A 26,314-nucleotide genomic window follows, 5' to 3' on the forward strand; every position below is an offset into this window, starting at 1 on the left:
TCACACCTCCCCGGGCCGGGTGACGGCGTCGACGGCCTCGGGGTCGAGCGCGAACAGCTCGGCCAGGGCGGCGGCGTACGAGACCGCCCCGTCCTCGTTGGCCAGCTCCTTGACCCGGACGGTCGGCTGGTGCAGCAGCTTGTCGGCGACCCGCCGGACCGTGTGCAGCACCTCGGCCCGGGTCGTCGGGTCGAGGCCGGGCAGCTTGTGGTCCAGGCGCTCCATCTCGGCCTCGACGACGCCCGTGGCCATGCTGCGCAGGGCGACGACGGTCGGGGTCACGCTGGCCGAGCGACGCGCGGCCAGGAACGCCTTCAGCTCCTCGGCGACGATCCGGCGCACGCCGTCGACCGCCGCGCCGCCGTCGGTGTGCTGCAGCTCCTCGGCCAGGCTCCTGAGGTTGACCAGGGTCACCCCGGGCAGGTCCGCGACGGCCGGGTCCACGTCGTGCGGCAGGGCGAGGTCGGCGACGATCAGCGGCTCGGGGTTGCCCAGGCGTGCCGCGGCGACCTGGCCGGCGTCGAGCACCTGCCCGGACGACGCCGTGCAGGAGATGAGGACGTCGGTCGTGGCCAGCTCGGCGGGGATCGCGGAGAGGTCGACCGAGCGGGCGTCGTACTGCCCGGCGAGACGGTCGGCGTTGGTCGGCGTCCGGTTCGCGACGGTGAGCTCCGCGCCCGCCCGGCTGGCGGTGCCGACGGCCAGGGCCGCCAGGGACCCCGCGCCGATGACCAGGACCCGCTTGCCGGCGAGGTCACCGAAGTGGGTGGCGGCCTGCTCCATCGACGCGGTGACCAGCGAGGGCGCGTAGCGGTCGATGTCGGTCTCGGCGTGCGAGCGCTTGCCGACCCGCAGCGCCTGCTGGAAGAGCAGGTTCAGCGACGCACCGACGGTGCCGCCCTCCTGGCCCTGCCTCAGCACGTCGCGCACCTGGCCGAGGATCTGGCTCTCCCCGACCGCCATCGAGTCCAGGCCGGACGCGACCTGGAGCAGGTGCGAGACGGCGCCGTCGTCGTAGTGCACGTAGAGGTGGGGGACGAACGCCTCCGGCTCGCCGCCGGCACGCTCGCACAGCAGCCGGGAGAGCGCCTCGACGCTGCCGTGGAAGCGGCTGACGTCGGCGTAGACCTCGACGCGGTTGCAGGTGGCCAGCACCGCGGCCTCGGAGACGTGCTCCTCGTGGACCGCGTCCACGGCCAGCTTGCTCGCACCGGGCTGGTCGAGAGCGAGCTGCTCGAGCACCGCGACGGGTGCGCTGCGGTGGGAGATCCCCACGACGAGGACGCTCATTCGGGGCCCCCTCGGCGTCGTTCGGAGGAGCGGAGCGGAGGAGACGGACGTCGTGGGGTGTTCATGCGGTCTCCACCTCTGCGGCCACACCGGCGAGCAGGTCGTCGACCGGTTCCTCGCCAGGGCCCTGCCGCTGCTCGTGGTAGGCGAGGATCTGCAGCTCGGTGGCCAGGTCCACCTTGCGGACCAGCACCGTCTCCGGCACCGAGAGGACGGCCGGAGCGAAGTTGAGGATGCTGCGGATCCCGGCGGCCACCATCGCGTCGGCGACCTCCTGGGCGGCCAGGGCCGGGGTCGTGATGACCCCGATGCCGGCACCGTTCTCGACGACGACGTCGGTCAGGTCGGCGAACGGGCGGATCGCCAGTCCGGCGACCTCCTGGCCCGTACGGGCCGGGTCCGCGTCCAGCAGCGCCACCGTGGAGAAGCCGCGGGAGCGGAAGCCCGACGAGCTGGCCAGGGCGTGGCCGAGGTTGCCGATCCCGACGATGACCACGGGCCAGTCCTGACTCAGCCCCAGCTCGCGGGTGATCTGGTAGCGCAGGTACGCGACGTCGTAGCCCACCCCGCGGGTGCCGTACGACCCCAGGTGCGAGAGGTCCTTGCGCAGCTTCGCCGAGCTCACACCGGTGACGGCCGCGAGGTGCTCGCTGGAGCAGGTGGACGCTCCGGAGTCCGCCATCGAGGTCAACGCCCGGAGATACACCGGAAGTCGGGCGATCGTCGCCTCGGGGATCCGGGAAGTGGTCACAGCTGAAGAACTCCACCGTCGCCCCGGGCCGGGTCCGGCCCTCACGAAGGCGGCGTGCTGCTCACCATAGGAGGATCGTGAACGCGCGAACAAACCGAGAGCGGGCCGGGCTACCACATGTGGTGATGGTCACCACACCCCACCCCCTCACCGCCGGGCGGACAGGCTGTGCCGCAGCCGCGCCTCGTCGACCCGCCAGAAGTCGTGCCGCTCGCCGTCGACGAGCGTCACCGGGATCTCCTCGGCGTACGACGCCAGCAGGTCGTCGTCGCCGGTGATGTCGACCTCGACGAACGTCTCCTCGAGGTCGGCGCAGACGCGGGCCACGATCTCGAGCGCCGCCTCGCACAGGTGGCAGCCGGGCCGGCTGTAGACCACGACGCGAGGCTCGGGGCGGGAGGCGTCGGCGGGATCGGGCACCGCTCGATCCTGCCACGCCGCGCCGGGCGGACCCGGAGGCGTGAGCGGCGTCCTACGATCACGTCGTGGCCAAGTCCGCACGCCCGCGTCCCCTCGATCTCACCCGCCGGTCGGTGCTGGCCGGAGAGGCGGCCGCCGCGGACGTCGAGGTCGAGGCCGCGCTGCGGGTGCCACCGGACCCGAGTGCCGCGGCGTTCTTCGACGTGGACAACACGATCATGCAGGGCGCGTCGATCTTCCACCTGTTCAAGGGGCTCCACCAGCGGGAGTTCTTCACCACCCGCGAGCTGGCCGGGGCGGCCTGGAAGCAGGCGTGGTTCCGGGTCGCCGGCTCCGAGGACCCCGAGCACATCGCCCAGACGCGTGCGGCCGCGCTCGGCTTCATCGCGGGCCACCCGGTGAGCAAGCTCGAGGAGCTGGGCGAGGAGATCTTCGACGAGGCGATGGCCCACCGGATCTGGCCGGGCACCCGGGCCCTGGCCCAGCGCCACCTCGACCGCGGTGAGCGGGTCTGGCTCGTGACGGCCGCACCGGTCGAGATCGCGCGGATCATCGCCCGGCGGCTCGGGCTGACCGGCGCCATGGGCACCGTCGCCGAGCACGTCGACGGCGTGTACACCGGCTCGCTGGTCGGCGACATGCTGCACGGCCCCGCCAAGGCCGAGGCGGTCGGCGCCCTCGCCACGCGGGAGCGGCTCGACCTCAGCCGGTGCTCGGCGTACTCCGACTCCTCCAACGACCTGCCGATGCTCGAGCTCGTCGGCCACCCGACGGCCGTCAACCCGGACCGCGCGCTGCGCGAGCACGCACGCCGGGAGGGGTGGCCGGTGCGCGACTACCGCTCGGGTCGTCGCGCGGCGCGGACGGGTCTGGCCGGGGCCGCCCTCGCCGGAGCTGCGACCGGCGCCGTCGCCGGGGGCCTCGCGATCCGGCGGCAGACCCGCCGCTGACCGAACGGGCCCTCGCACAGCGGTGTCCGATTCGGTGGTCGCCACGCCGTGTCGCGATCTACAGTGAGGCGAACGTCTCAACGCATGCCTGACCGGGGAGGGAGGCGGAGGTGCTCGAGCGTCCGCACGACGGCCTCGACGCGCTGCGTCGCGCCCTCGCCCGGGTGCTCGCCGACCCGTCCCTCGCGCTCCCCACCCCGGCGCTCGCGGGCGGCCCCCCGGTCCACCGGAGGGCGGGCCTGCCGGGTCTCCTCGCCCACGAGACGGCGGCCGACCCGAGCACGGGGACCCTCGACCGGCCGCCGGGTGAGCCCGCCGACCACGACCTGGCCGTCTCCTCGGCGGAGGACGAGGCCGAGCGGAGCCGGCTGATCGCGCTGGTGGAGCTGGCCCGCGGCGGGGACAAGGACGCCTTCGGCCTCCTGTACGACCACTACCAGCCCTCGGTCTACCGGTTCCTCTACTACCGGCTCGGCGTCGTGCAGCTGGCCGAGGACCTGACGGCCGAGACCTTCTTCCGCGCACTGCGCAGCATGAACGGCTTCCGCTGGCAGGGCCGTGACTTCGGTGCCTGGCTGATGACGATCGCGCGGAACCTGACCGTGGACCACTACAAGTCGAGCCGGACGCGCCTGGAGCAGACCACCGAGGACATCGGGACCCTGGACGCAGCCACCGACGGGCCGGAGGCCGACGTGCTCGCCTCGCTCACGAACGAGGCGCTGCTCGACGCCGTCCGCGCGCTGCCCGTCGACCAGCAGGAGTGCCTGACCATGCGTTTCCTGCAGGGACTCTCCCTGGCCGAGACCGCCGAGGCCATGGAGCGCAGCTCCGGCGCCATCAAGCAGCTGCAGCTGCGTGCGGTGCGCAACCTCGCCAAGCACCTCCCCGAGGAGTGGCGATGACCCCCCGGGCACTCGGCGCACGCCCCGGTCCGACCCGTGGGGTCGGACTCGTAACCTCCGCACCCCGTGAGTCGTTGTCGCGGTGGGGAGGCTCGCACCACGAGCTGAGTAGGACCAGACCATGATCGACTTCTCGGGGCCTGCGGCCCTGCGCGCACGACCGGCCGAGCGGTTCGCTCGGCTGATCGACGAGGGCGCGGGTGCGACCGGGCCCGCCGACGCGGCGCTGATCGACCTCGTCGGCGCACTGCGCGCGCTGCCCGAGGCTCCGGCGCCGTCGGCGTCGTACACCGCGGACCTGCGTGAGCGGTTGATGGCCGAGGCCGACACCGCCCTCGTCCCCGCCGAGCCGCAGCTCCTCCTGCCCGAGGTCTCGCGCAGCGGGCGCGCCCGCCGACGCGCCACGGTGGCCGCGGCCGCGGCCGTGCTGGTCGGCAGCACCGGCGGCCTCGCCGTCGCGGCCCAGGGCACCGTCGAGGGCGACCCGTTGTACGGCGTCAAGCGCGGCATCGAGGCGATGACCACCTCGATGAGCCTCTCCGAGGCCTCCCGCGGCCAGGACTACCTCGACCAGTCCCGCACCCGCCTCGCCGAGGTCTCGACGCTGATGGCCGACGACCCCGACGTCTCGTCGCGCACCGCTGACGCCGTCCGCTCCACCCTGGCCCGATTCGCCTCGAGCGCTGCCGAGGGGTCGGACCTGCTGTTCACGAGCTACCAGCGCGACGCGTCGGCCGACCACGTCGCCAGCGTCCGGTCGTTCGCCGGGACGTCGATGCGCGACCTGGACGCCGTCGCCGCCGAGGCACCGCCGAGCATGCAGGACGCCCTGTCCGAGGCGGCGACGATGCTCACCGACCTGGACCAGCAGGCGCGCGTGCTCTGCGCCGCGTGCGGCGCCCGTGAGCCGCTCGCGCTCACCACGACCCTGGAGCCGGCGTCGGCCAAGGGTGCGCTGGACCGGCTGATCGAGTCGGGGACGGCGGGTGCGCGCCCCGCCTCGCCCGCTCCCGGTGCGAAGCGGTCGCAGCCCGCGACGTCGCCGTCGGGCAGCACGACGGCTCCGGGGTCGTCGAGGTCGCCCGCCCCGGCGTCGACGACGGCACCCGGCACGGCCGCCCAGAAGCAGGCCGGGAAGGCCGCGGGACGAGCGAGAGGTACGACGTCCTCGGCCCCGGCACTGGACGGTCTGGTCAAGCTTCCCGGCAGCCAGTCCGGTGCTCCGTCGGTGATCGACCTGGACAAGCTGACCAAGGACCTGACCGACGGGCTGACGACGACCACGAAGGGCCTGACCGACGGGCTGGCCAAGGGCCTGAACGGCTCTCGCACGACCCCCTAGGGTCGAGCACGTCCTAGGGGCGTTGCTCCCTAGGCGCCGAAGACCGACGACCTCTGCATGAGCAGGGAGTACAACGACCGCTGGATCGACTCGCGGACCTGGTCGGTGACGTTGAAGGCCAGCATCGGGTCCTCGGCGCCGCCGCTGCCGTAGGAGTCGGTTACGGATCGGCTCGCCGAACTCGATCAGCCACTTCGAGGGCAGCGGGATCAGGCCCAGGGGCCCGAGCCACGGGAAGGTCGGCGTGATCGGGAGGTACGGCAGCCCCGCCAGCCGCGCCAGCGACGGCACGTTGCCGATCAGCGGGTAGATCTCCTCCGCGCCGACGACGGCGGTCGGGATGATCGGGACGCCGGTGCGGACCGCTGCGGAGACGAAGCCGCCCCGGCCGAAGCGCTGCAGCTTGTAGCGCTGGGAGAAAGGCTTGCCGATCCCCTTGAAGCCCTCGGGCCAGACGCCCACCAGCTCGCCGGCGCGCAGCAGCCGCTCGGCGTCCTCCTGGCAGGCCAGCGTCCCGCCGCCCTTGCGGACCAGCTCGGAGACGAACGGCAGCGCGAACACCAGGTCGGCGGCCAGCGGCCGCAGGTCCCGTCCCGTGTGGTCGTTGATCGTCACCGCGGTCATCAACCCATCCATCGGGACGGTCCCCGAGTGGTTGGAGACCATCAGGGCACCACCCTCGGCGGGGATGTTCTCCAGGCCGCGGACCTCGATCCGGAACCACTTGCGGGCGATCGGCCGCAGCGCGGTGAGGAAGAACCGGTGCGCGAGCTCGGGGTCGAAGCCGAAGTCGTCGACCTCGTAGTCGCCGGTGATCCGACGCCGGAGGAAGGCCAGCACCTCGGCCAGCCGGCGCTCCCACGCCTCGCCGAACATCTCCTGGGAGGCGGTGGTCAGCGCCTGCGCCCACTCGCGGACGGGGATCCCCTGCTCCCCCGCCGGGGCGGGGCCGGTGGGCTCGACCACGCGGACCGACGGGCGCTCGGGCTCCGGCGCCGCAGCGTCCTCGGCCCCGTCGTCGGGTCGCGCCGGCGGGGCCGCCGAGCGCTGGGACCGGCCGGGAGCGAGGTCGCGGGAGGAGGCGGACGGACGCGCACGGCCTGTCCCGCGGCCCGGCTTCCCGCGGGTCCCGAGCGGCCGGTCCGGGTCGCCCATCGCGATGATCTCGGCGTCAGGCACCGGACTCGCCCTTGGTCAGCAGCTGCCGCACCGAGCCCTCCGCGCGCGCCACGCGGGGCGCCGCGAGCAGTCCGGGCCGCAGCGAGGCCCCGAAGTCGGCGACGGCCTCCGCCGTGGAGTACGACGCGGAGAACCCGAGCGCGTCGCGGCACCGGGTGGTGTCGAGGACCCGTCCGTACTTCACGAAGGCGACCAGCTCGGGCGGGAAGTCGCCGAGTCGTGCCGATCGGGCCGCCTGGCCGACCCGGGCGACCGCGAACGACGGCATCGGCAGCGGGGGGCGGCCCAGCCGGCGGATCACCTGGCTGAGCAGCAGCACGCCGTCACCGGCGACGTTGAAGGTGCCGTGCACCGGCTTGGTCGTCGCGTGCTCGAGCACACCGAGGACGTCCTGCTCGTGGAGGAACTGCAGCCGTCCGTCGAAGCCGACCACGGTCGGGATCGCCGGCAGCCGGAGGTACTGCGTGATCGGCGAGACGACCTGCGGCCCGATCACGTTCGCGGCCCGCAGCATGGTGACCGTGACGTCGGGCCGCCGACGGGCGAAGCCGCGGACGTACGTCTCGACCTCGTTGACGTCCTTGCCGAACCCGGAGCGCGGCAAACGGCGCGGCTCGCTGTCCTCGGTGAAGATCGCCGGGTCGCGCGAGGACGCGCCGTACACCGTGCTGGAGGACTTGACCACGAGGTGGCGCACCGTCGCCGACTGCTGGCAGGCGGCCAGCAGCTGCATCGTCCCGATGACGTTGAGCTCCTTCATCGAGGAGCGGCCGGCGCTGTGGCTGGCCACGACGTTCATGTGGACGACCGTGTCGACCTGCTCGCGCGCGATGATCTTGCCGATCACCGGGTTGCGGATGTCGGCGCGCACGAAGTGCACACCGGCGTCGTCACCGCGCGGCGGCCGCACGTCGACCCCGATCACCCGGTCGACGTCGTCGCGGGTGACCAGCCGACGCGAGAAGCGGCGGCCGAGGTCGGTGGCGACCCCGGTGACCAGCACGACACGACCCACGCGAGGCGCCCCTCCGGTTGGTGCGGCCTGATCGGCCTACTTGCCGAGCTTGCGGCGCTGGACCCGCGTCCTCTTCAGCAGCTTGCGGTGCTTCTTCTTGGCCATGCGCTTGCGGCGCTTCTTGACGACAGAACCCACGAGTGGACCTTTCACGACGACGTACGACTTCGGGTCTCCTGCCGGAGGGACCGGCAGAGCAACGCCGCCAGCCTAGCCGCCGGGACTCGGGCGGGCGAAACGCGGTGGTGCGCCGGTCAGCCGGTCTGGAAGAAGGAGCCCTTGAGGTACTCGTTGACGTCGCTCTCGCTGACCCGGAAGGAGCGCCCGACACGGACCGCCGGCAGCTCACCGGAGTGCAGCAGGCGGTAGACCGTCATCTTGGAGACGCGCATGACCGAGGCCACCTCGGCCACGGTCAGGAACTTGACCTCGGAGATGTCCCCGTTGAGGTTCGAGCTCATCTGCACACCACTTTCGCACTGGCGCGGAAGGCTCCGCGCGTCGTTCAAGTGAGGATAGGGCCTCGTGTGACTGTTGGGGAAGTCGAACCCCATTAATCGTCTCAGTCAGCTCACAGGTGCGGGTCCAGACCGTTGAGTGGGAACGCCGCCTGACGGGTCGCGTGGACCGTGCGGTCCAGCCAGGTGTCCGGGTTGTAGCCGTTACCCCACGGGTCGAACCGTGGCTCGACGCCGTCGGTCATCCGCAGCGGCGCGTCCTGGCCCGTACGGTCGCGCACCAGCCGGCGCCAGTCCTCGGGCGTCTCGAGCGCCGAGTCCAGCGGACGGCCCGCCACGACGCCGAGCAGGTGGGTCCAGGCGCGGGGCACGACGTCGACGACGGCGTACCCGCCACCACCGGTGGCGACCCAGCGCCCGTCGGCGACCTCGTGGGCGAGCTCGTGCAGGGCGGCGTACGCCTGCCGCTGGCCGTCGACGGAGAGCATCAGGTGGCCCAGCGGGTCGTCGCGGTGGGCGTCGCAGCCCTGCTGCGTCACCAGCACCTGCGGGGAGAACTCCCGCAGCAGCGGGGGGACGACGGCGTCGAACGCCCGCAGCCAGCCGGCGTCCGCAAGCCCGGGCGGCAGCGCGACGTTGACCGCAGCACCCTCCGCATCGGGGCCACCGACGTCGTGCGCGAAGCCGGTGCCCGGGAAGAGCATCTGGCCCGTCTCGTGCAGTGAGACGGTGAGGACCCGCGGGTCGTCCCAGAACACCTTCTCGACGCCGTCGCCGTGGTGGACGTCGAGGTCGACGTACGCCACCCGCTCCACCCCCTGGGACAGCAGCCAGGTGATCGCGACCGCCACGTCGTTGTAGACGCAGAACCCGGAGGCCCGGTCGGGCATCGCGTGGTGCAGCCCGCCGGCGACGTTGGCGGCGTGGAGGTACTCGCCCTCCCAGACCAGCCGGGCCGCCTCCTTCGTGGCCCCCACGACGTGGCGCGCCGCCTCGTGCATCCCGACGAAGGTCGGGTTGTCCTCGGTGCCCAGGCCGAGCCTGGCCTCGACCCGGCTCGGGTCGTCGCTGGAGCGTCGTACGGCCTCGATCAGCTCGGGGGTGTGCACCGTCAGCAGGTCCTCGTCGGTGCCGTGCGGCGCCGGGACCAGCGGGAGGCCGTGCGGGGAGTCACCGCCCTCGAGCACACCGAGCTGGCCGGCCAGCCGCATCGTGAGGTCGACGCGCACGGGGTTCATCGGGTGCGCCGGACCGAAGTCGTAGCCGGTCAGCGACTCGTCGAAGACCACGCACGCTGAGCAGGCTTCCGGGCGGGGCTCCATGCCGGGGACCCTACCCACGACGCCGTTCGCGCGATCACTCGCCGGAGAGCTCCCGGGAGCGGTTGGCCGCGGCCTCCATCGCCGTCATGAACGCCGCGCGGACCCGGTGGTCCTCAAGCTGGCGGACCGCCGCGGCGGTGGTCCCGCCCGGGGACGTGACGCGCTCGCGCAGCACCGTCGGGTGCTCACCGGTCTCGCGCAGCAGCTTCGCCGAGCCGGACACGGTCTGGACGACGAGGTCGGTCGCGGTCGCCCGCGGCAGGCCCAGGCTGACGCCGGCGTCGATCATCGACTCGACCACGTAGAAGAGGTACGCCGGGCCCGACCCGCTGATCGCCGTGACCGCGTCGAGCTGTCCCTCGGGGACGCGCGCCACCTTGCCCGTCGTGGCGAGCATCTCCTCGACCCGCGCCAGGTGCTCCTCGTCGCAGTGGCTGCCCGGCGCGATCGCGTGCATGCCCTCGTCGACCAGGGCGGGCGTGTTCGGCATGGCCCGGACGACGGGCAGCCCGTCGGGCACCCGGGCCTCGATGAAGCCGGTGGTGATGCCGGCGGCGAGCGACACCACGAGCGTGCCCGGGCGCAGGGACGCACCGACCTCGGCGAGCACGGCGCCCATGTCCTGGGGCTTGACCACCAGCAGCACCGAGTCGGCCTCGGCGACCGCCTCGGTGTTCGCCAGGACGGTCACTCCGTGCTTCTCGGTCAGCTGCCGCGCACGGTCGGGCCGCTTCTCCCCGACCCGCACCTGGTCCGGGGACAGGCCACCGGACAGCAGGCCCGCGAGCAGCGCCTCGCCCATCACCCCGACTCCGAGGATGGCAACGGTCATGGCTCAGCCCTTCGTGAGCAGGGATCGGGCGAAGAAGGTCAGGTTGCTCGGGCGCTCGGCCAGGCGACGCATGAGGTAGCCGTACCACTGCACGCCGTAGGGGACGTAGACACGCATGGTCTCCCCCGCGTCGGCCAGCCGCTCCTGCTCGGCGGGGCGGATGCCGTAGAGCATCTGGTACTCGTAGGAGTCCGGGGTACGGCCGTGCCGGCTGGCCAGCGCGCCCGCGATCTGCACCAGCTGGGGGTCGTGGCTGGCCACCATCGGGTAGCCGGCGCCGCCCATCAGCACCTTGAGGCAGCGGACGTACGACAGCGAGACCTCGTGGCGCTCCTGGTAGGCGACCCGGGCGGGCTCGTCGTACGCGCCCTTGCACAGGCGCACCCGCGAGCCCTCGTACGCGAGGTCACGGCAGTCCTGCTCGGTGCGGTGGAGGTAGGCCTGCAGCACCGCCCCCGTCTCGGGGAAGTCGACCCGCAGCGTGCGCAGCGTCTCCAGCGTGCGGTCGGTGGTGGTGTGGTCCTCCATGTCGAGGGTGACCGTGGTGCCGAGCTCCCGCGCGGCACGGCAGATGGTGCGCGCGTTGGTCAGCGCCAGCGCGTCGCCCTCGGAGCCCAGCGCCTGGCCGACCGCGGACAGCTTCACCGAGACCTCGGCACCGTGCGCGAGGTTGTGCGCCGCGAGCCCGGCCAGCAGGTCGACGTACGCCTGCGTGGTCGCGTTCGCCTGCGCGACGTCGGTGGTGTCCTCGCCGAGGTAGTCCAGCGTCACCCGCCGCCCGGTGCCCACCAGCTCCTGCGTCGCCGTCACCGCGTCGGCGTTGGACTCGCCCGGCACATAGCGGCGCACGATCCCGCTGCTCACCGGCATCGTCTCGGCCAGGTGCTTCACCCGGTCGCTCTTGGCCAGCCAGAGGATGGAGTCGCGCAGCACGGCGACACGGTACGCCCTCCGGACGAGGTCTCGACGCCCGCTCGCAGACAGCCGGGAGGTCTCGACGCGCTCGCTGGCGCTCGCTGCTCGACCACCTCGGTGGTCGAGCCCGACCGAGCCCTGCGAGGGAGGACGTCGAGACCTCAAGCGGTGGTCGAGCCCGACCGAGCCCTGCGAGGGAGGACGTCGAGACCTCCGCACTCGTGACCTACTGCGGCGACGTGGCGAAGTGCAGCCGGGCGAAGGCGAGCGACTCGGCGAGGTCGCGCTCGCGGTCCTCGCGGCTGCCGGACTTGCGGGTGTTCACCTCGGCGACGATGTGGCCGGTGAACCCCTCGTTCGCCAGGTGCTCGAGCAGGGGGCCGACGGGCATCGCCCCGCGACCGGGGACGAGGTGCTCGTCCTTGGCCGACCCGGAGCCGTCGGTCAGGTGGACGTGGCGCAGCCGGTCACCGAGGCGCTTGCACATGTCGACCGGGTCGGACTGGGCGGTGGCGGCGTGGGAGAGGTCGACGGTGGTGTTCGCGTACGACTCCTCCGAGGGGTCCCAGCCGGGGACGTACACCTGCACCTCGCGCTTGGAGGTGGCGCGCCAGGGGTACATGTTCTCCACGGCGAAGGCGATGCCGGTCTCGTCCTCGAGCCGGGCGATCCCCTCGACGAAGCCGGCGGCGTAGTCGCGCTGCCAGCGGAACGGCGGGTGCACGACCACGACGTCGGCCGACAGGTCGCGCGCCATCCGCGCCGAGCGGCGCAGCTTCTCCCACGGGTCGGTGCCCCACACCCGCTGCGTGATCAGCAGGCAGGGTGCGTGCACGGCGCACACCGGCACCTGGTGGTAGTCGACGAGGTGGGCGATCTGCTCGGTGCTCTGGGAGAGGTCGTCGAGCGCGACCATGACCTCGACGGCGTCGTACCCGAGGCGGGCGGCGTACTCGAAGGCCTGCGCCGGCGACTCGGGGTAGACCGACGCCGTGGACAGAGCCATCAGCGGGCCCGTCGACCCGCTCACGAGAGCGGGTCGCCGGAGTCGTCGGGGTCCTGGCTGGTGATCTGGTCCAGGCGGCGCAGGATCACGCCCTCGCGCAGCGCCCACGGGCAGATCTCCAGCTCGCTCAGGCCGAAGATGTCGAGCACCGCGTCGGCGACCAGGGCGCCGGCGAGCATCTGGTGGGACCGGCTGGCGGAGACGCCGGGCAGGCCGGCGATCTCGTCGTCGCTCATCTCGGCCAGCTTGGGGATCCAGCCGCGCAGGTCCTCCGCCGACAGCGTGCGCGGCACGAACTCACCGTCGCTGGAGGGCGCGGCACCGCAGATCCGGGCGAGCGAGCGGAACGTCTTCGAGGTGGCGACGGCGCGGTCGGGGGTGCCGGCGCGCAGCAGCTTGCCGGCGTCCTCGGCGACCGCCGAGCGCACCAGCTTGCGCAGCGCGCGTACCGAGGCCTCGTCGGTCCCGCCGGCGAGGTGGTCGCGGGTCAGCCGGGCGGCACCGAGCGGCATCGACCAGGCGACGTCGGGGGCCTCGTCGCCGCCGCCGGCGACCTCGAGCGAGCCGCCTCCGATGTCGAAGACGGCGAGGCGACCCGAGGACCAGCCGAACCAGCGTCGTACGGCCAGGAAGGTCAGCCGCGCCTCGTCCTCCCCGGGGAGGACGTCCACGACGACGCCGGTCCGCTCGGCCACGTGGGCCAGGACCTCCTCGGCGTTCACCGCGTCGCGGACCGCGGAGGTCGCGAAGCCCACGGTCTCCGCGCAGCCCTTGTCCTCCGCGACCTCCAGCGCCTCCGAGACGAAGTCGGTCAGCGCCTCGACCCCCTCGGCGGACACCGCCCCCGCGTCGTCGAGGTGCTCGGCCAGCCGCAGCCGCCGCTTGTGGGAGAAGGCGGGCGTCGGCGCGGCTCCGCGGTGGGCGTCCACGACGAGCAGGTGCCCGGTGTTGGACCCGATGTCGAGCACGCCGATGCGCATGGGCCCCAAACTACCCGGGGGCTACGGTGTGCCCCGTGCCCGAGGTCGACCTGGACTTCCCCCGTGCGTGGGTCGAGTTCCCCGACCCCGCCGACGACGACCAGGTCTTCCGCTGCGACCTGACCTGGCTGACGTCGCGCTGGAGCTGCATCTTCGGCCAGGGCTGCCCCGGCATGTACGACACCTCGCCCGACGCGGGCTGCTGCACGCTGGGCGCCCACTTCAGCGACGACGAGGACCAGGAGCGGGTCGCCGGCTGGGTCGAGCGCCTCGACGACTCCACCTGGGAGCGGCGCCCCCTCGCCCTCGACGAGGCCGGCGACGTGGCCCGCGCGGGCTGGGTCGAGGCCGAGGAGAACCCCGAGGACCCGGAGACGCCCGAGCTCAAGACCCGCGTCGTCGACGGGGCGTGCATCTTCCACAACTCGCGCGGCTTCGAGGGCGGCTACGGGTGCTCGCTGCACGCGCTGGCGCTGCGCGAGGGGGTCTCGATCGTGGAGACCAAGCCGGACGTGTGCTGGCAGCTGCCGCTGCGGCGCACCTTCCGCGACGTGGAGCGGCCCGACGACACCTCGTACACCGAGGTCTCGATCGGGGAGTACGACCGCCGCGGCTGGGGCCCCGGCGGCCACGACCTGGACTGGTACTGCTCGGGCAACACCGAGGCCCACGTCGGCCGTGAGCCGGTCTACCGGACCAACCGCGACGAGCTGGTGGCCCTGATGGGCCGGCCGGCGTACGACGTCCTCGTGCGGCTGTGCGAGGAGCGCGAGGCCGCACGCGCCGCCGGAGCCCCGCTGGCACCGCACCCCGCGGACCCCGCACCGTCCGACGGCTGAGACCGCGCGTCTTGCATCGCGGAGCGACACACCCCGGTGTCGAGTGAGATCCGTCGCACCCTCACAATCGTCGGCATGCGTTTGGACCACCTTTCGTTCGCGGCCGGGCCGGGCGGACTCGAGGCCACCTCGGAGCGGCTCTCGGACCTGCTCGGCGAGCCGTTCCGCGACGGTGGCGTGCACCCACGCTTCGGCACCCGCAACCGCGTGCTCCCGCTGCGCGACCGGACCTACCTCGAGGTCGTCGAGGTCCTCGACCACCCCGCCTCGGACAAGGCGCCGTTCGGCCAGGCCGTCCGCGCCCGCTCCGAGCTCGGTGGCGGGTGGATGGGCTGGGTCGTCGCGGTCGACGACATCACCGAGCTCGAGCAGCGCCTCGGCCGCGAGTCGGTCAACGGCAACCGGCACCGCCCCGACGGCAGCGAGCTGCGCTGGAAGCAGCTGGGCGTGAAGGGCCTGCAGTCCGACCCGCAGCTGCCCTTCTTCGTCGAGTGGCGCTCCGAGCGCGGCGACCACCCGAGCAGCGGCGCCAGCGGCGAGATCTCCTTCGCCTCGCTCGAGATCGCAGGCGACCCGGAGCGGGTCAGCGAGTGGCTCGGCCAGCCCGTCGAACGGCCGCTGGAGGACGTCAAGGTGGACTGGGTGGCGCCCAACGGCACCCCCGGCGTCCTGGCCGTGCAGTTCCAGACCGCCACGGGCATGGTCCGGATCTGACTCCCCCTCCACGGATCTCGCGGGGCGCGGTCCGCAGCCCCAACATCTGGGAGCACCCGGCGGTCTACGAGCTGGAGAACCGCGCCGCGGACCCCGACCGGCTGATCGAGCAGACGATGGCGGGCCTGGCCCCCTGGGACGACCGCACCGTCCTCGACCTCGGGTGCGGCTCCGGCTTCCACCTGCCGCGCTGGGCGGACTCCGCGTACGGGCGCGCGCAGTCGGTGATCGGCGTCGAGCCCCACGGCGGGCTGGTGGCGATGGCGCGCCGGCGCACCGCGGGCGAGCCGCGGATCGACGTACGCCAGGGCAGCGCGACCGACCTGCCGCTCCCCGACGCGAGCGTGGACGTGATCCACGCGCGGTGGGCGTACTTCTTCGGGCCGGGCTGCGAGCCCGGTCTGCGCGAGGTCGACCGGGTCCTGCGCAGGGGCGGGACCGCCTTCGTGATCGACAACGACGGCAGCCGGAGCACGTTCGGCGGCTGGTTCCGCCGCGGCTACCCCGACATCGACCACGACCGGGTCGTCCGCTTCTGGCGCGCCCGGGGCTGGGAGCGCCACCCGCTGACCATCCGGTGGTCCTTCACCCGGCGTGAGGACTTCGAGGCGGTCGTACGCATCGAGTTCGACCGGCGCACGGCGGACGCCGTGCTCGCCGAGCACCTCACGCCGCCCGGTGACGGGGTGGAGGTCGACTACGCCGTCGACCTGTGGTCGCTCACCCGCTGACCGACGAGCCCCGGACCACCAGCGACGGCGCGAGCACCGTGCCCTGCTCGGGCGCGGGCGCGCCGGCGAGGGTCTCGTGCAGCAGCCGGACCACCTCGACGGCCACGTCCTCCAGCGGCTGCCGGACCGAGGACAACCCCGTCACCTGGGCCACGGCGGAGTCGTCGAACCCGACGACCCCGATGTCGGTGCCCGCGCGCAGCCCCCGCTCCTCGAGCGCCCGGAGGACGCCGACGGCCATGGTGTCGCTGGCGCAGACGAACGCCGTCGCGCCGATCCCGATCCGCTCGTGGGCAGCCATCCGGGCCGCGTCGGCGTTGTCGGTCAGCCGGCCGCCGAGCCGCTCGGTGGGCTTCTGCGCGCGGCTCATCGCCGCCTTCCAGCCCGTGCGCCGGTCCTCGCCGATCCGCGAGGACCGCTCCCAGCCGAGCCAGCCGATCCGCTCGTGACCCTGCTCGAGCAGGTGCGCGGTGGCCAGCCTCGCCCCGGCCGCGCCGTCGACGTCCACCCAGGCGTGGTGGGCACGCGGGTCGTCCCACGGGCGCCCGAAGGCCACGAAGGGGGCGTCGCGGTCCTGCAGCCACGCCGCCTGCGGGGTGCCTGCGTAGGTGTCGGTGAGGACGAAGGCGTCGACCGCAGTCGAGCGGAGCAGGTCGTCGTACCCGTCGAGGGGATCCTCGGGGTCACCGGAGAAGAGCAGGATCTGGTGCCCGGTCTCGCGGGTGGACTCCACCAGCGTGTGCAGGAACCGGTCCATCAGCGCGTTGGCCGTGCCCTCCTGCGCCGGCTCGAAGCGCAGGCCGATCAGCCGGGAGTTTCCGCTGCGCAGCTGTCGCGCCGCCCGGTTCGGGGTGTAGCCGACCTCGGCGATCACCCCGAGCACGCGGTCCAGGGTCTCGGGGCGCAGCAGCTCGGGGTTGTTCAGCGCGTTGGAGACGGTCTGCCGGGACACCCCGGCGCGCGACGCGACGGTGCTCAGCGTGGGCGGAGCGGTCTCGCTCACCACCTGGCCCCCTTCCGTCACGTGCTGGAACGTTCCAAGGCTAGACCGTCCCGCCGCACGCCGCGCCGGGCGCCGACACCACCGGCACCGACGACGAACTGTCGGACCTCTCGCCTACCGTCCTCGTCATGGCCAAGAGCACGCCCCGACCCCGTCCCGCCTACCGCTGCAGCGAGTGCGGCTGGGAGACCGCGAAGTGGGTCGGTCGGTGCGGGGAGTGCCAGGCCTGGGGCAGCGTCGCCGAGACGGCCGCGCCGAAGAGCCGCGTGGAGGCGGGCCCCGTGACCCGTGCCGCGGTGCCGATCGGGCAGGTGCCCGTCGAGGAGTCCGCGGCCCGCGACAGCGGCGTGGCCGAGCTCGACCGCGTGCTCGGCGGCGGCCTGGTCCCCGGGGCCGCGATCCTGCTGGCCGGGGAGCCCGGGGTCGGCAAGTCGACACTGCTGCTCGAGGTCGCCTCGCAGACCGCGCGCACGAGGCAGCGCACGCTCTACATCACCGGCGAGGAGTCGGCGGCCCAGGTCCGCCTGCGGGCCGACCGCACCGGCGGCGTGCACGAGGAGCTCTACCTCGCCGCGGAGACCGACCTCGGCGCCGTCCTCGGCCACATCGAGGAGGTGCGTCCGACGCTGCTGGTGATCGACTCCGTGCAGACGATCAGCGCCGCCGACGTCGAGGGCGTGCCCGGCGGCGTCTCGCAGGTCAAGGAGGTCGCGGCGGCCCTGATCCGCACGGCGAAGCTGCGCAACATCACCGCCGTGCTCGTCGGCCACGTGACCAAGGACGGCAGCATCGCCGGACCCCGCGTGCTCGAGCACCTGGTCGACGTGGTGCTGCACTTCGAGGGCGAGCGCAACTCCCGGCTGCGCCTGGTGCGCGCGGTCAAGAACCGCTACGGCCCCGTCGACGAGGTCGGCTGCTTCGACCTCTCCTCCGACGGGATCGTCGCGATCGCCGACCCGACCGGCCTGTTCCTCGACTCCCACCACGGCACGATCCCCGGCACGTGCGTGTCGGTGGCGATGGAGGGGCGTCGTCCGATGCTGGCCGAGGTGCAGGCGCTGGTGGCCGAGACCGGCGCGGAGCGCCCCCGTCGTACGACCTCCGGCGTCGACGGCTCGCGCGTGGCGATGATCCTCGCCGTGCTCCAGCAGCACGCCGGCATCCGCCTGACCAGCCACGACGTCTTCGTCTCCACCGTCGGCGGCGCACGACTGGTGGGCAGCGCCAGCGACACCGCCGTGGCCCTGTCCATCGCCTCGGCGACGGCGCAGCGAGCGCTCGGGCAGCAGACGGTCGCCATCGGCGAGCTCGGCCTGTCCGGCGAGCTGCGCCGGGTCCCGGACCTGACCCAGCGCGTGGCCGAGGCCGCCCGCCTCGGGTTCCGGCTCGCGGTCGTGCCCGCCGAGCGGCCCGAGAGCAACGGCCGCAGCCGGATCGTGGAGGGCATGCGCGTGGTCGAGGTGGGTCACCTGCGTGACGCCCTGCGCCTGGTCGGCCTGTCCGGACGTGCCAGCGAGGTCGCGTGAGCCCGGCCACGAATACGGCCTGGGCCGGTTCGAGCGAATCACCTTAGACTCCCCCGCGGGAGGTCGAACGATGCATCACGATGACGAGCAGGAGCGGCTGCGGGCGACGCTGGCCACCATCGCGCCCGGGACCGCCATGCGCGACGGGCTCGAGCGCATCCTGCGGGGCCGCACCGGCGCACTGATCGTGATGGGCCACGACCGCACCGTGGACGCGCTGGCCACCGGCGGCTTCCGTCTCGACGTGCCGTTCACCTCCACCGCGCTGCGCGAGCTGGCGAAGATGGACGGCGCGATCGTCCTCTCCGAGGACGGCTCGCAGATCCTGCGGGCGGCCGTCCACCTGATGCCCGACTCCTCGATCCCGAGCGAGGAGACCGGCACCCGGCACCGGACCGCCGACCGCGTGGCCAAGCAGACCGGCTGGCCGGTGATCTCGGTGTCGCAGTCGATGCAGATCATCGCGGCGTACGTCGGCCAGACGCGGCACGTGCTCGAGGACACCGCCTCCATCCTGTCCCGCGCCAACCAGGCGCTGGCCACGCTGGAGCGCTACAAGAACCGCCTCGACGAGGTCTCCAGCGCACTGTCCGCCCTCGAGATCGAGGACCTCGTCACCGTGCGCGACGTGGCCGTCGTCCTCCAGCGGCTGGAGATGGTGGTCCGCATCGCGCGCGAGATCGAGGGCTACGTCCTCGAGCTGGGCACCGACGGTCGCCTGCTCTCGCTCCAGCTCGACGAGCTGATCACCGGTGTCGAGCTGGACCGCGTGATGGTGGTGCGCGACTACCGCCCTCGGCTGCGCCGGCGCCGCTCCACCGAGGAGATCCTCGACGCGCTGGGCAGGCTCGGACAGGGCGAGCTGGTCGACCCGGGCGCCGTCGCCGCGGTCGTCGGCCTGCCCTCCACCGAGCCGTTGGACTCCGCGCTCACCCCCCGCGGGCACCGGCTGCTCGCCCGGGTCCCCCGTCTGTCGATCCTCGTCGCCGACCGGCTGGTCGAGCACTTCGGCTCGCTGCAGAAGCTCCTCGCCGCCTCCGCGGAGGACCTCCAGCTCGTCGACGGTGTCGGCGAGCTGCGGGCGCGAGGTGTGCGCGAGGCGCTCACCCGGCTGGCCGAGTCCAGCGTGGTCGACCGCTACTCCTGAGGACCCGGGCTCAGCCCTTCGGGGTCTCCACCGGCTTGGTCGGCTTGGGCTTCGCAGTCTTCGTGACCACCGGTCGCGGCGGGACCCCGAGCGCGAACTGGACGTCGCTCTGCTGGCCGCCGTACGTCGCGGCGACGACGTGGTAGCTGCCCGCCCGCGCCCACGCGGTGCCGCCCGCGCAGCCCTCCGTGGAGCGCCGCCCGGACCACGCGAGGTTGATCGCGGTGGCCTTCTCGTCGGTCGGCCGCACCGTCACCGACGTGGCGGGGATCGCGGCCGGGCAGTCCTGGCTGGACCAGATCCGGTCCGAGCCGCTGGTGATCTTGGCGACCACGGTCTTGGCCGACACGGCGAGGGTGCAGGCGTCCCCGTCGGTGGTCAGCACCAGCGGGATCGTGACCGCGCTGCCACCCACGGTCTGCTTCGGGGCCGCCCGGACCGTCACGTCCTTCGGGTCGCACAGACCGGTCGCGGCCGACAGCGCCTTCCCCGACCTCTTCGGCGCGGTCGACGGGGTCGTCGACGGCGCGGTGGAGGGCGAGGCCGAGGTGGACGTGCTCGGCGAGGGGGTGCCCGTCGGGGACGCCGGTGCCGCGGCTGTCACCGCACGGTCGGAGGGCTGGTCGTCGCCACCGAAGGAGCCGACCAGGGCCACCAGCCCGCCGACCAGGAGCACCGCGAGGCCGACGACCAGACCGCGGCGGAACCAGTACACGCGCGGGGGCAACGGGCCTCGGGGCCGAGTGACGGGGCTCGGGTTGCTCACTGGTGCACCGTAAGCACCGCCGTGCCCGGGATCGGGGAGGCCACGCGGGGGCACCGCGCCTGCTCCGTAGCCTGGGCTGGCCATGACGACCCTGCACGACACGCTCCTGGACTGGTACGACGACCACCGCCGTGACCTGCCCTGGCGCCGGCCCGAGGCATCGGCGTGGGGCGTCCTGGTCAGCGAGCTGATGCTGCAGCAGACGCCCGTCGCGCGGGTGCTGCCGGTCTGGGAGGCCTGGCTGGAGCGCTGGCCGACGCCGGCGCGCCTGGCGGCCGAGTCGAGCGGCGAGGCGGTGCGCGCCTGGGGCCGGCTGGGCTACCCGCGGCGGGCGCTGCGGCTGCACGCCGCAGCGGTGGCGATCACCGAGCGGCACGGCGGCGAGGTCCCCGACGACCACGCCGCGCTGCTGGCGCTGCCGGGCGTGGGCGACTACACCGCCGCGGCGGTCGCGTCGTTCGCCTTCGGCCAGCGCCACGTCGTGCTGGACACCAACGTCCGCCGCGTCCTCGAGCGCGCCCTGGGCGGGCGCGCCTTCCCTGGGACGTCCCCGACCCGGCCCGAGCGCGACCGCGCCGCCGCGCTGCTCCCGGACGACCCGGCGACGGCGGCCACCTGGGCGGTCGCCGTGATGGAGCTCGGCGCCCTGGTCTGCACGGCCCGGCGGCCCCGCTGCGAGCAGTGCCCGCTCAGCGGGACGTGCCGCTGGCGGTCCGCCGGGTTCCCCGACGCCGAGGCGCCGCGTCGGGTGCAGACCTACGACGGCACCGACCGCCAGTGCCGTGGCCGCCTGCTGGCGGTCCTCCGGGACAGCCCCGGCAGCGTGGCCGCCGACCGGCTGGACACGGCGTGGGCCGAGCCGGTGCAGCGACGGCGAGCACTGGACTCGCTGCTGGCCGACGGACTCGTCGTCCGCACCGAGCGCGGCCGCTACGCGCTGCCCTGAGCCAGGGCCAGCTCGCCGAGGTCGAGCGCACCGGTACGGTCCACCGCCAGCCGCCACCGCGCCTCGGGGCTGTCGCCGACGACGAGCACGGCCACCGACGCCTCCCGGCTCTCGACCAGCGCGGTCAGCCGTCGCGCGACCGCGGGGCTCGGCGGGGACTGCAGCACGAGCACCCGCAGACGCCGGTCGCGCACCGGTGCCACCCGGCCGACCAGCACGTCGTCCGGGACCGGCTCGTCCACGCCGCCCAGCAGCTCCGGCGCCGTGTCCGGGTCGGTGGGCGTCGAGACCTCCAGCTCGGCCACGGTGGTGCGTACGAGCAGGTCGCGGACCGCCTGCAGGGCCGTCCGCCGCGCGAGGGCCGGGTCGCCGCCGAGCGAGACGAGCCCGGGTGCACGACCGAGGTCGACGAGCACGTCCGAGCCGTCCTCGACGGCCAGCCGTACCACCGCGGCGTACGACCCCGGCCTGGATGCCACGGGCAGGTCGTCACCCGCCACCGACCACCACCCGTCGCTGCGCCGCACCCACGGGGCCGGGAGGTCACCGGCGACCAGGACCCGGACCTCACGGTCCGCGAGCCGGACCGCGTAGGCCGCAGCAGGCGCGAGCGAGGCGAGCGCACGACCGAGGAGGTCGACCCGGTGCGGCCGGACCGGCGCGTGCGGCCGCGGCGTTGGGGAGCGGCGGCCCCGCACCACCCACGTGGCACGGGCCAGCGCGAGAGCACCGACCAGGATGAGCAGCACCCCCGCGAGCCCGGTCATGGCCTCGGTCTACCCGGGCGACGGGCCACCGTCCAGCGACGGCGTCGCCGCCTGTGGACAACCGTCGGGGTCAGCCCCCGACGGTGACGGTGACCGGGTTGGACGCGGTTCCGGTCCCCTGGTCGAGCACGCGGAACCTCTGCTCGCCGTTCTGCGAGGTGACGACGTAGGTCGAGAAGTCGTCGCCACGCACTCGCACGGTCACGTCGGCGAACGGCTGCCACGAGCCTCCCGTCCGTCGCTGCACCTGCAGGACGGTGCCGTCCTTCCCGGCGTACTGACCGGTGAGGTCGATCTGCTGCCCGGGCGCGACCTGGGACTGCCCGGCCGCGAGCGTGAGCTTGCCCTTCGGCTTCTCCGACGGCGACTCGCTGGGCGACTCGCTGGGGTCGCCGGAGGTGGTCGAGGACGGCGCACCCGAGGGCGTCAGCGCCACGGTCGGCAGCGGCGAGCGCGACGACCCGCCCGCCGGCAGGTCGGCGGTCGGCGACTCGTCGCTGCCGACCCCGAGCGCACTGACCACGACGAAGATCCCGCCACCGAGGACCAGGCCGATCACCACGGCGATCCCGACGATCTTGACCAGGGCACTGGCCATCGCGCCCTCGTCGGGCACGTGTGCGGGGTCGCGATCGTCGTCGCGACTGTCGTGCTCAGCCACCGAGGCCGTCCCTTCCGAGTGCGCTGGTCGTGTCCGGACCAGGGTAGTGCCAGCGAATCAGTCAGAGGTAGACCGCGAGCCCGCCCGCAGTGCCTTCAGGCCCCAGCCGCCCAGGACCGCGGCGATCACGAAGTTGACCACGATCAGCACCGAGTGCGCGACGTAGTAGCCGGTGGGCTCGCCGTCGGTCGTCGCCAGCGCGACGATGAACCGCGCCCAGGTGAGGACCAGCCACACCGCGACGACGAGCAGGACCACGGCGTGCTTGCGCTCGAGCTTCACGCCACGAGCGTACGGGCCACGGACACGCCTCAGGAGCGCGGCAGCGACCGGCCGATCGCGGCCAGCGCCGCGAGCGTGGCGGCGATCCCGCGCCGGGTGTCGGGGTCGCGCAGCCGGCGCAGGAGCGCGAGCGGTCCCTCCGGCCGGCCCGAGGCCGCGGCGACGGCGTCGGCGCGGGCCTGTCGTACGCCGGCCGCGACGCGGGCGGACTCGTCCGGGTCCAGGTCGCGCAGCGCCCCACCCAGCTCGATCGCCGAGCGCAGGGCGTTGGCGTCCATCGACTGCAGCAGGGTGCGCAGCAGCTGGGGGTACGCCCGGGCCCCGCCCGCCATCACCCGCAGCAGGCCGCTCTCGTGCAGCGCCTGCACCAGGTCGTCGACCTCGTCGCGAGCACCCGTGTCCTCCGGCACCGGCGGGAGGTAGCTGATCGGCTCGGCCACTACGCCTTCGCCCCCTTCGGCTCGGTCTCGGTGGGTGGCACGTAGTCCTCGCGCTCCCACTTCAGGTCCACCCGGACGCCCAGCTGCGGTGTCGGGTGGCCGTAGCGGTGGTGGTGCGGCGGCAGCGGCGACCCGGTCGGCACGTCCTCCCGGTCCCGCGCACCGTGCCGTGCCCGGTCGGCGCCCCGACGCCAGCCGCCGCGCCGCTCGATCGGGCCGTCGGTGCGCTCGACGCGGGCCGAGGTCTCCTTGTACGCCGGCGTGTGCGAGTCGGGGTCGGTGTCGTTGGAGGTGAGCCGGTTGATCTCACCGGCCTGCATGGGGACGTACACCTCGCCGTCGGCGACCTCGTCGGAGAGCAGGATCCGCGCCGACATCTCGCCGCTGGGACTGATCAGCTTCACCCAGTCCCCCGTCCTCAACCCGCCCTGCTCGGAGGCGGTGCGCTGGGTCATCTCGACGTACGTGTCGGGCTCGATGCGCGAGAGACCCTCCGAGCGCAGCGTCATGTTGCCCTCGTGGAAGTGCTCCAGCGTGCGGCCGTTGTTGACGTGGAGCGGGTACTCGTCGGTGGTCTGGTTGACCGGCTCGCGGAACTCCAGCGGGTAGAGCCGCGCCTTGCCGTCGTCGAAGTGGAACGACTCCTCGTAGAGCAGCGGCGAGTCGGTGCCGTCCTCGGCGACCGGCCACTGCAGCGAGCGGTAGCCCTCCAGCCGCTCGTAGCTCACCCCGGCGAACATCGGGGTCAGGTCGGCGATCTCTCCCATGATGTCGCTCGGGTGGGTGTAGCCCCACTCGGTGCCCATCCGCTCGGCGATGCCCTGCAGGATCCGCCAGTCGGCCCGGGCCTCGCCGATCGGGTCCATCGCCTTGTTCAGCCGCTGGATGCGCCGCTCGGTGGAGGTGAACGTGCCGTCCTTCTCCAGCGAGGCGGCGGCCGGCAGCACCACGTCGGCGAACTCACAGGTCCGGGAGAAGAACAGCTCCGAGACCACGAGGAAGTCCAGCTTGGTCAGCGCCTCCTGGACGTAGTTGACGTTGGCGTCGACCAGGGAGATCTCCTCGCCGATCACGACCAGGCCGCGCAGCGAGCCCTCCTGGATCGCGTCGACCATGCCGTGGTTGTCCAACCCGCCCTCGAGCGGGAGCCGGTCGATGTGCCAGGCCGCGGCGAACTTGTCGGCGACGGCCTCGTCGGAGACGGGCTGGTAGCCGGTGTAGAAGGTGTTGATCGTGCCGAAGTCGCTGCAGCCCTGGACGTTGTTGTGCCCGCGCAGCGGGTACGCGCCCGTGCCGGGCCGGCCGTAGTTGCCGGTCACGAGCAGCAGGTTGGAGATCGCCGTCGAGGTGTCCGAGCCCATCGAGTGCTGGGTGACGCCCATCGCCCACAGCGCGCACACCGACTCGGCCGCGGCGATGGTGCGCGCCGTGCTGCGCAGCGTGTCGGCGTCGATGCCGGTGCGCTCGGCGGCGTACTCGATGGTGTACGCCGCCAGCGACTCGCGGTAGTCGTCGAGCCCGTTGACCCGCTGCTTGAGGAAGTCGTCGTCGGCCAGCCCCTCGTCGAGGATGTACCTCGTCATCGCCGACATCCACACCAGGTCGGTGCCGGGCGCGGGCTTGAGGAAGATCTCCGCCCGCTGGGCCATCTCGTGGCGGCGCAGGTCGGCGACGACGTGCTGCTGCCCGTGGAGCTTCTGGGCCCGTCGCAGCCGCGAGGCGATCACCGGGTGCGAGGCGGCGGTGTTCGTGCCGACCATGATCACCAACGACGCGCGCTCCATGTCGCTGATCGAGCCGGAGTCGCCGCCGTACCCGACGGTGCGCCACAGGCCCTGCGTCGCCGGCGCCTGGCAGTAGCGCGAGCAGTTGTCGACGTTGTGCGTGCCGATCACCTGCCGGGCCAGCTTCATCGTCAGGTACGACTCCTCGTTGGTCGCCTTCGAGGAGCCGATCACCCCGAGCGCGTCGGCGCCGTGCTCGCCCTTGATCGCGCCGAGCCGCTCGGCGATGACGTCGAGCGCCTCGTCCCACGTGGTCTCGCGGAACCGCTGCCCGTCGCGGACCAGCGGCTTCGTCAGCCGGTCGGAGGCGTTGATGTGGTCCCAGCCGAACTTGCCCTTGACGCAGGTGGAGATGGAGTTGGCCGGTCCGTCGTACGACGGCTGGATCTTGAGGATGTCGCGGTCGCTGGTGACCACGTCGAACGAGCAGCCGACCCCGCAGTACGTGCAGACGGTCTTGGTGACGTCGTTGACGCTCATCCGGGCCTTCGCCTCGGCGTCGGACAACGCGTACAGCGGCAGGTAGCCGGTCGTCGGCTCGACGTCCTTGACGAGGTCGATGGCCAGCTTGCGCACGTCACCGGGCCAGTCGGTCATCAGCCCGTGCTTGCCGAGCATGGACTTCTCCATCAGGGCGTTGCACGGGCAGACGCTGACGCAGTGGCCGCACGAGACGCACGAGGACTCCCCCGCCGGGACGCCGCCGTCCCACAGCACCCGCGGGTCGTCCGAGCCCCAGTCGATGGACAGCGTCTCGGTGACCTGGACGTCCTGGCAGGCCTCGACGCAGCGGCCGCACAGGATGCACTGGTCGGGGTCGTAGCGGTAGAACGGGTGGCTGTCGTCGACCTCGTACGGCTTCGGCTCGAACCCGATCGTCTCGTGGGTCAGCCCGGTGGCCTCGACGCCCTTCTTGAGCGTGCAGGCACCGTCGTTGTGGTCGCAGACCGTGCAGTACAGCGTGTGCTTGCGGACCAGCCGCTGCCCGGCCTGCTCGCGCGCGTCGGCACTCGCGCCGCCCAGGCCCACCTCCAGACCGTCGGTGGCCGGTGTCGCGCAGGCGCGGACCACCTCGCCGTCGATCTCGACCGCACAGGTGTCGCAGGTCTGGATCGCACCGAGGGCCGGGTGGTAGCAGACCGAGGGGAACGTCCCCGGGGTGCCGTCGCGGCTCACCAGCGCTTCGATCAGCGGTCGGCCCTCGACGGCGGTGAGGTCGCGACCGTCCACGCGGACGGTGACGTGCCGGTCCGGCGGGGCCGCGGCGTCCTCGGAGAGTGGCGCCCAGGTCGCCCGGCGGTCACGGTCCTGCTCAGGGCTGAGAGTCACTCGGACAACCTACG

At 73.2% G+C, this 26,314-nt stretch carries 27 protein-coding genes and 1 pseudogene; 9 read left to right on the forward strand and 19 right to left on the reverse strand.

All coding sequences use genetic code 11. From position 1 onward, the window contains the following. The 3 genes from IEX42_RS09485 to IEX42_RS09495 all read right to left on the reverse strand — a co-directional run bounded on the left by IEX42_RS09485 (window position 1) and on the right by IEX42_RS09495 (window position 2,461). A complete protein-coding gene (locus IEX42_RS09485) occupies window positions 1-1,290 on the reverse strand; it encodes a glutamyl-tRNA reductase (RefSeq protein ID WP_188779551.1) in 1,290 nt (429 codons plus the stop codon). Window positions 1,291-1,351: 61 nt separating this feature from the next. Then, on the reverse strand, window positions 1,352-2,041 hold the full coding sequence (locus IEX42_RS09490; protein ID WP_188779552.1) for a redox-sensing transcriptional repressor Rex: 690 nt from the start codon (window positions 2,039-2,041) through the stop codon (window positions 1,352-1,354). Window positions 2,042-2,188: 147 nt separating this feature from the next. Beyond that, window positions 2,189-2,461: a glutaredoxin family protein gene (locus tag IEX42_RS09495; protein ID WP_188779553.1), complete on the reverse strand. Its 273-nt coding sequence runs from the start codon at window positions 2,459-2,461 to the stop codon at window positions 2,189-2,191. 65 nt (window positions 2,462-2,526) lie between these two features. Between IEX42_RS09495 and IEX42_RS09500 the strand changes: the two genes are divergently transcribed. From IEX42_RS09500 to IEX42_RS09510, 3 genes are all read left to right on the forward strand, one after another. Continuing rightward, on the forward strand, window positions 2,527-3,411 hold the full coding sequence (locus tag IEX42_RS09500; protein WP_188779554.1) for an HAD family hydrolase: 885 nt from the start codon (window positions 2,527-2,529) through the stop codon (window positions 3,409-3,411). Window positions 3,412-3,521: 110 nt separating this feature from the next. Further along, window positions 3,522-4,316: a sigma-70 family RNA polymerase sigma factor gene (locus tag IEX42_RS09505; RefSeq protein WP_229660749.1), complete on the forward strand. Its 795-nt coding sequence runs from the start codon at window positions 3,522-3,524 to the stop codon at window positions 4,314-4,316. A 121-nt stretch (window positions 4,317-4,437) separates the two neighbouring features. After that, window positions 4,438-5,658 carry a DUF5667 domain-containing protein gene (locus tag IEX42_RS09510; RefSeq protein ID WP_188779555.1) on the forward strand — a complete coding sequence of 407 codons (1,221 nt, stop codon included), beginning with the start codon at window positions 4,438-4,440 and terminating at the stop codon, window positions 5,656-5,658. 387 nt (window positions 5,659-6,045) lie between these two features. Here IEX42_RS09510 and IEX42_RS18290 read toward each other — a convergent pair. From IEX42_RS18290 to IEX42_RS09555, 9 genes and pseudogenes are all read right to left on the reverse strand, one after another. After that, window positions 6,046-6,813, reverse strand: a pseudogene (locus tag IEX42_RS18290) (1-acyl-sn-glycerol-3-phosphate acyltransferase); the annotation flags it as partial. Window positions 6,814-6,829: 16 nt separating this feature from the next. Beyond that, window positions 6,830-7,852 (reverse strand): NAD-dependent epimerase/dehydratase family protein, encoded by a 1,023-nt coding sequence (locus IEX42_RS09520; RefSeq protein WP_188779556.1) that lies wholly within the window; start codon window positions 7,850-7,852, stop codon window positions 6,830-6,832. A gap of 36 nt (window positions 7,853-7,888) precedes the next feature. After that, a complete protein-coding gene (locus tag IEX42_RS09525) occupies window positions 7,889-7,990 on the reverse strand; it encodes a 30S ribosomal protein bS22 (RefSeq protein WP_188779557.1) in 102 nt (33 codons plus the stop codon). Between the two features lie 116 nt (window positions 7,991-8,106). After that, window positions 8,107-8,313, reverse strand: coding sequence for a helix-turn-helix domain-containing protein (locus IEX42_RS09530; protein ID WP_188779558.1), 207 nt, complete (start codon window positions 8,311-8,313; stop codon window positions 8,107-8,109). Between the two features lie 110 nt (window positions 8,314-8,423). After that, entirely contained in the window at window positions 8,424-9,632 is a 1,209-nt protein-coding gene (locus IEX42_RS09535) for an acetoin utilization protein AcuC (protein ID WP_188779559.1), read from the reverse strand. A gap of 34 nt (window positions 9,633-9,666) precedes the next feature. Next, the gene (gene proC, locus IEX42_RS09540; protein ID WP_188779560.1) at window positions 9,667-10,464 is read right to left on the reverse strand and encodes a pyrroline-5-carboxylate reductase; all 798 of its coding nucleotides are present in this window, start codon (window positions 10,462-10,464) and stop codon (window positions 9,667-9,669) included. Window positions 10,465-10,467: 3 nt separating this feature from the next. After that, entirely contained in the window at window positions 10,468-11,397 is a 930-nt protein-coding gene (locus tag IEX42_RS09545) for a proline dehydrogenase family protein (RefSeq protein ID WP_188779561.1), read from the reverse strand. 208 nt (window positions 11,398-11,605) lie between these two features. Then, window positions 11,606-12,385, reverse strand: a complete 780-nt coding sequence (locus tag IEX42_RS09550; RefSeq protein ID WP_188779562.1) for a sugar phosphate isomerase/epimerase family protein — start codon at window positions 12,383-12,385, stop codon at window positions 11,606-11,608. Window positions 12,386-12,405: 20 nt separating this feature from the next. Then, window positions 12,406-13,365 carry a Ppx/GppA family phosphatase gene (locus tag IEX42_RS09555; RefSeq protein ID WP_188779563.1) on the reverse strand — a complete coding sequence of 320 codons (960 nt, stop codon included), beginning with the start codon at window positions 13,363-13,365 and terminating at the stop codon, window positions 12,406-12,408. Window positions 13,366-13,400: 35 nt separating this feature from the next. Here IEX42_RS09555 and IEX42_RS09560 point away from each other — a divergent pair, with 35 nt between their 5' ends. From IEX42_RS09560 to IEX42_RS09570, 3 genes are all read left to right on the forward strand, one after another. Beyond that, window positions 13,401-14,204 carry a DUF3109 family protein gene (locus tag IEX42_RS09560; protein ID WP_188779564.1) on the forward strand — a complete coding sequence of 268 codons (804 nt, stop codon included), beginning with the start codon at window positions 13,401-13,403 and terminating at the stop codon, window positions 14,202-14,204. A 75-nt stretch (window positions 14,205-14,279) separates the two neighbouring features. Then, window positions 14,280-14,918 (forward strand): VOC family protein, encoded by a 639-nt coding sequence (locus IEX42_RS09565; protein WP_188779565.1) that lies wholly within the window; start codon window positions 14,280-14,282, stop codon window positions 14,916-14,918. A gap of 116 nt (window positions 14,919-15,034) precedes the next feature. Beyond that, complete coding sequence (locus IEX42_RS09570; protein ID WP_229660750.1) at window positions 15,035-15,649, forward strand: class I SAM-dependent methyltransferase; 615 nt, start codon at window positions 15,035-15,037, stop codon at window positions 15,647-15,649. On the opposite strand, the gene IEX42_RS09575 is transcribed toward IEX42_RS09570, so the two are convergent. After that, window positions 15,639-16,652 carry a LacI family DNA-binding transcriptional regulator gene (locus tag IEX42_RS09575; protein WP_229660751.1) on the reverse strand — a complete coding sequence of 338 codons (1,014 nt, stop codon included), beginning with the start codon at window positions 16,650-16,652 and terminating at the stop codon, window positions 15,639-15,641. The genes IEX42_RS09570 and IEX42_RS09575 overlap by 11 nt on opposite strands. Before the next feature lie 128 nt (window positions 16,653-16,780). On the opposite strand from IEX42_RS09575, the gene radA reads away from it, so the two are divergent. Next, window positions 16,781-18,178, forward strand: a complete 1,398-nt coding sequence (radA, locus tag IEX42_RS09580; RefSeq protein ID WP_188779567.1) for a DNA repair protein RadA — start codon at window positions 16,781-16,783, stop codon at window positions 18,176-18,178. A 70-nt stretch (window positions 18,179-18,248) separates the two neighbouring features. Beyond that, on the forward strand, window positions 18,249-19,325 hold the full coding sequence (gene disA / locus IEX42_RS09585; RefSeq protein WP_188779568.1) for a DNA integrity scanning diadenylate cyclase DisA: 1,077 nt from the start codon (window positions 18,249-18,251) through the stop codon (window positions 19,323-19,325). Between the two features lie 10 nt (window positions 19,326-19,335). On the opposite strand, the gene IEX42_RS09590 is transcribed toward disA, so the two are convergent. Beyond that, a complete protein-coding gene (locus tag IEX42_RS09590; RefSeq protein WP_188779569.1) occupies window positions 19,336-20,091 on the reverse strand; it encodes a hypothetical protein in 756 nt (251 codons plus the stop codon). An 82-nt stretch (window positions 20,092-20,173) separates the two neighbouring features. Here IEX42_RS09590 and IEX42_RS09595 point away from each other — a divergent pair, with 82 nt between their 5' ends. Next, window positions 20,174-21,037: an iron-sulfur binding domain-containing protein gene (locus IEX42_RS09595; protein WP_188779570.1), complete on the forward strand. Its 864-nt coding sequence runs from the start codon at window positions 20,174-20,176 to the stop codon at window positions 21,035-21,037. Here IEX42_RS09595 and IEX42_RS09600 read toward each other — a convergent pair. The 5 genes from IEX42_RS09600 to fdhF form a co-directional block, all read right to left on the reverse strand. Then, window positions 21,022-21,804, reverse strand: a complete 783-nt coding sequence (locus tag IEX42_RS09600; RefSeq protein WP_188779571.1) for a hypothetical protein — start codon at window positions 21,802-21,804, stop codon at window positions 21,022-21,024. The genes IEX42_RS09595 and IEX42_RS09600 overlap by 16 nt on opposite strands. A 70-nt stretch (window positions 21,805-21,874) precedes the next feature. Continuing rightward, the gene (locus IEX42_RS09605) at window positions 21,875-22,465 is read right to left on the reverse strand and encodes a hypothetical protein (protein ID WP_188779572.1); all 591 of its coding nucleotides are present in this window, start codon (window positions 22,463-22,465) and stop codon (window positions 21,875-21,877) included. Window positions 22,466-22,522: 57 nt separating this feature from the next. Continuing rightward, the gene (locus IEX42_RS09610) at window positions 22,523-22,747 is read right to left on the reverse strand and encodes an SCO4848 family membrane protein (RefSeq protein WP_188779573.1); all 225 of its coding nucleotides are present in this window, start codon (window positions 22,745-22,747) and stop codon (window positions 22,523-22,525) included. A gap of 29 nt (window positions 22,748-22,776) precedes the next feature. Continuing rightward, a complete protein-coding gene (locus tag IEX42_RS09615; RefSeq protein WP_188779574.1) occupies window positions 22,777-23,187 on the reverse strand; it encodes a helical membrane plugin domain-containing protein in 411 nt (136 codons plus the stop codon). Continuing rightward, window positions 23,187-26,300 (reverse strand): formate dehydrogenase subunit alpha, encoded by a 3,114-nt coding sequence (fdhF, locus tag IEX42_RS09620; RefSeq protein ID WP_188779575.1) that lies wholly within the window; start codon window positions 26,298-26,300, stop codon window positions 23,187-23,189. Before fdhF ends, IEX42_RS09615 begins: the two co-directional genes overlap by 1 nt. Between the last annotated feature and the right edge of the window lie 14 nt (window positions 26,301-26,314).

This window comes from Marmoricola endophyticus, from assembly GCF_014644415.1.
Taxonomy (GTDB): domain Bacteria; phylum Actinomycetota; class Actinomycetes; order Propionibacteriales; family Nocardioidaceae; genus Marmoricola; species Marmoricola endophyticus.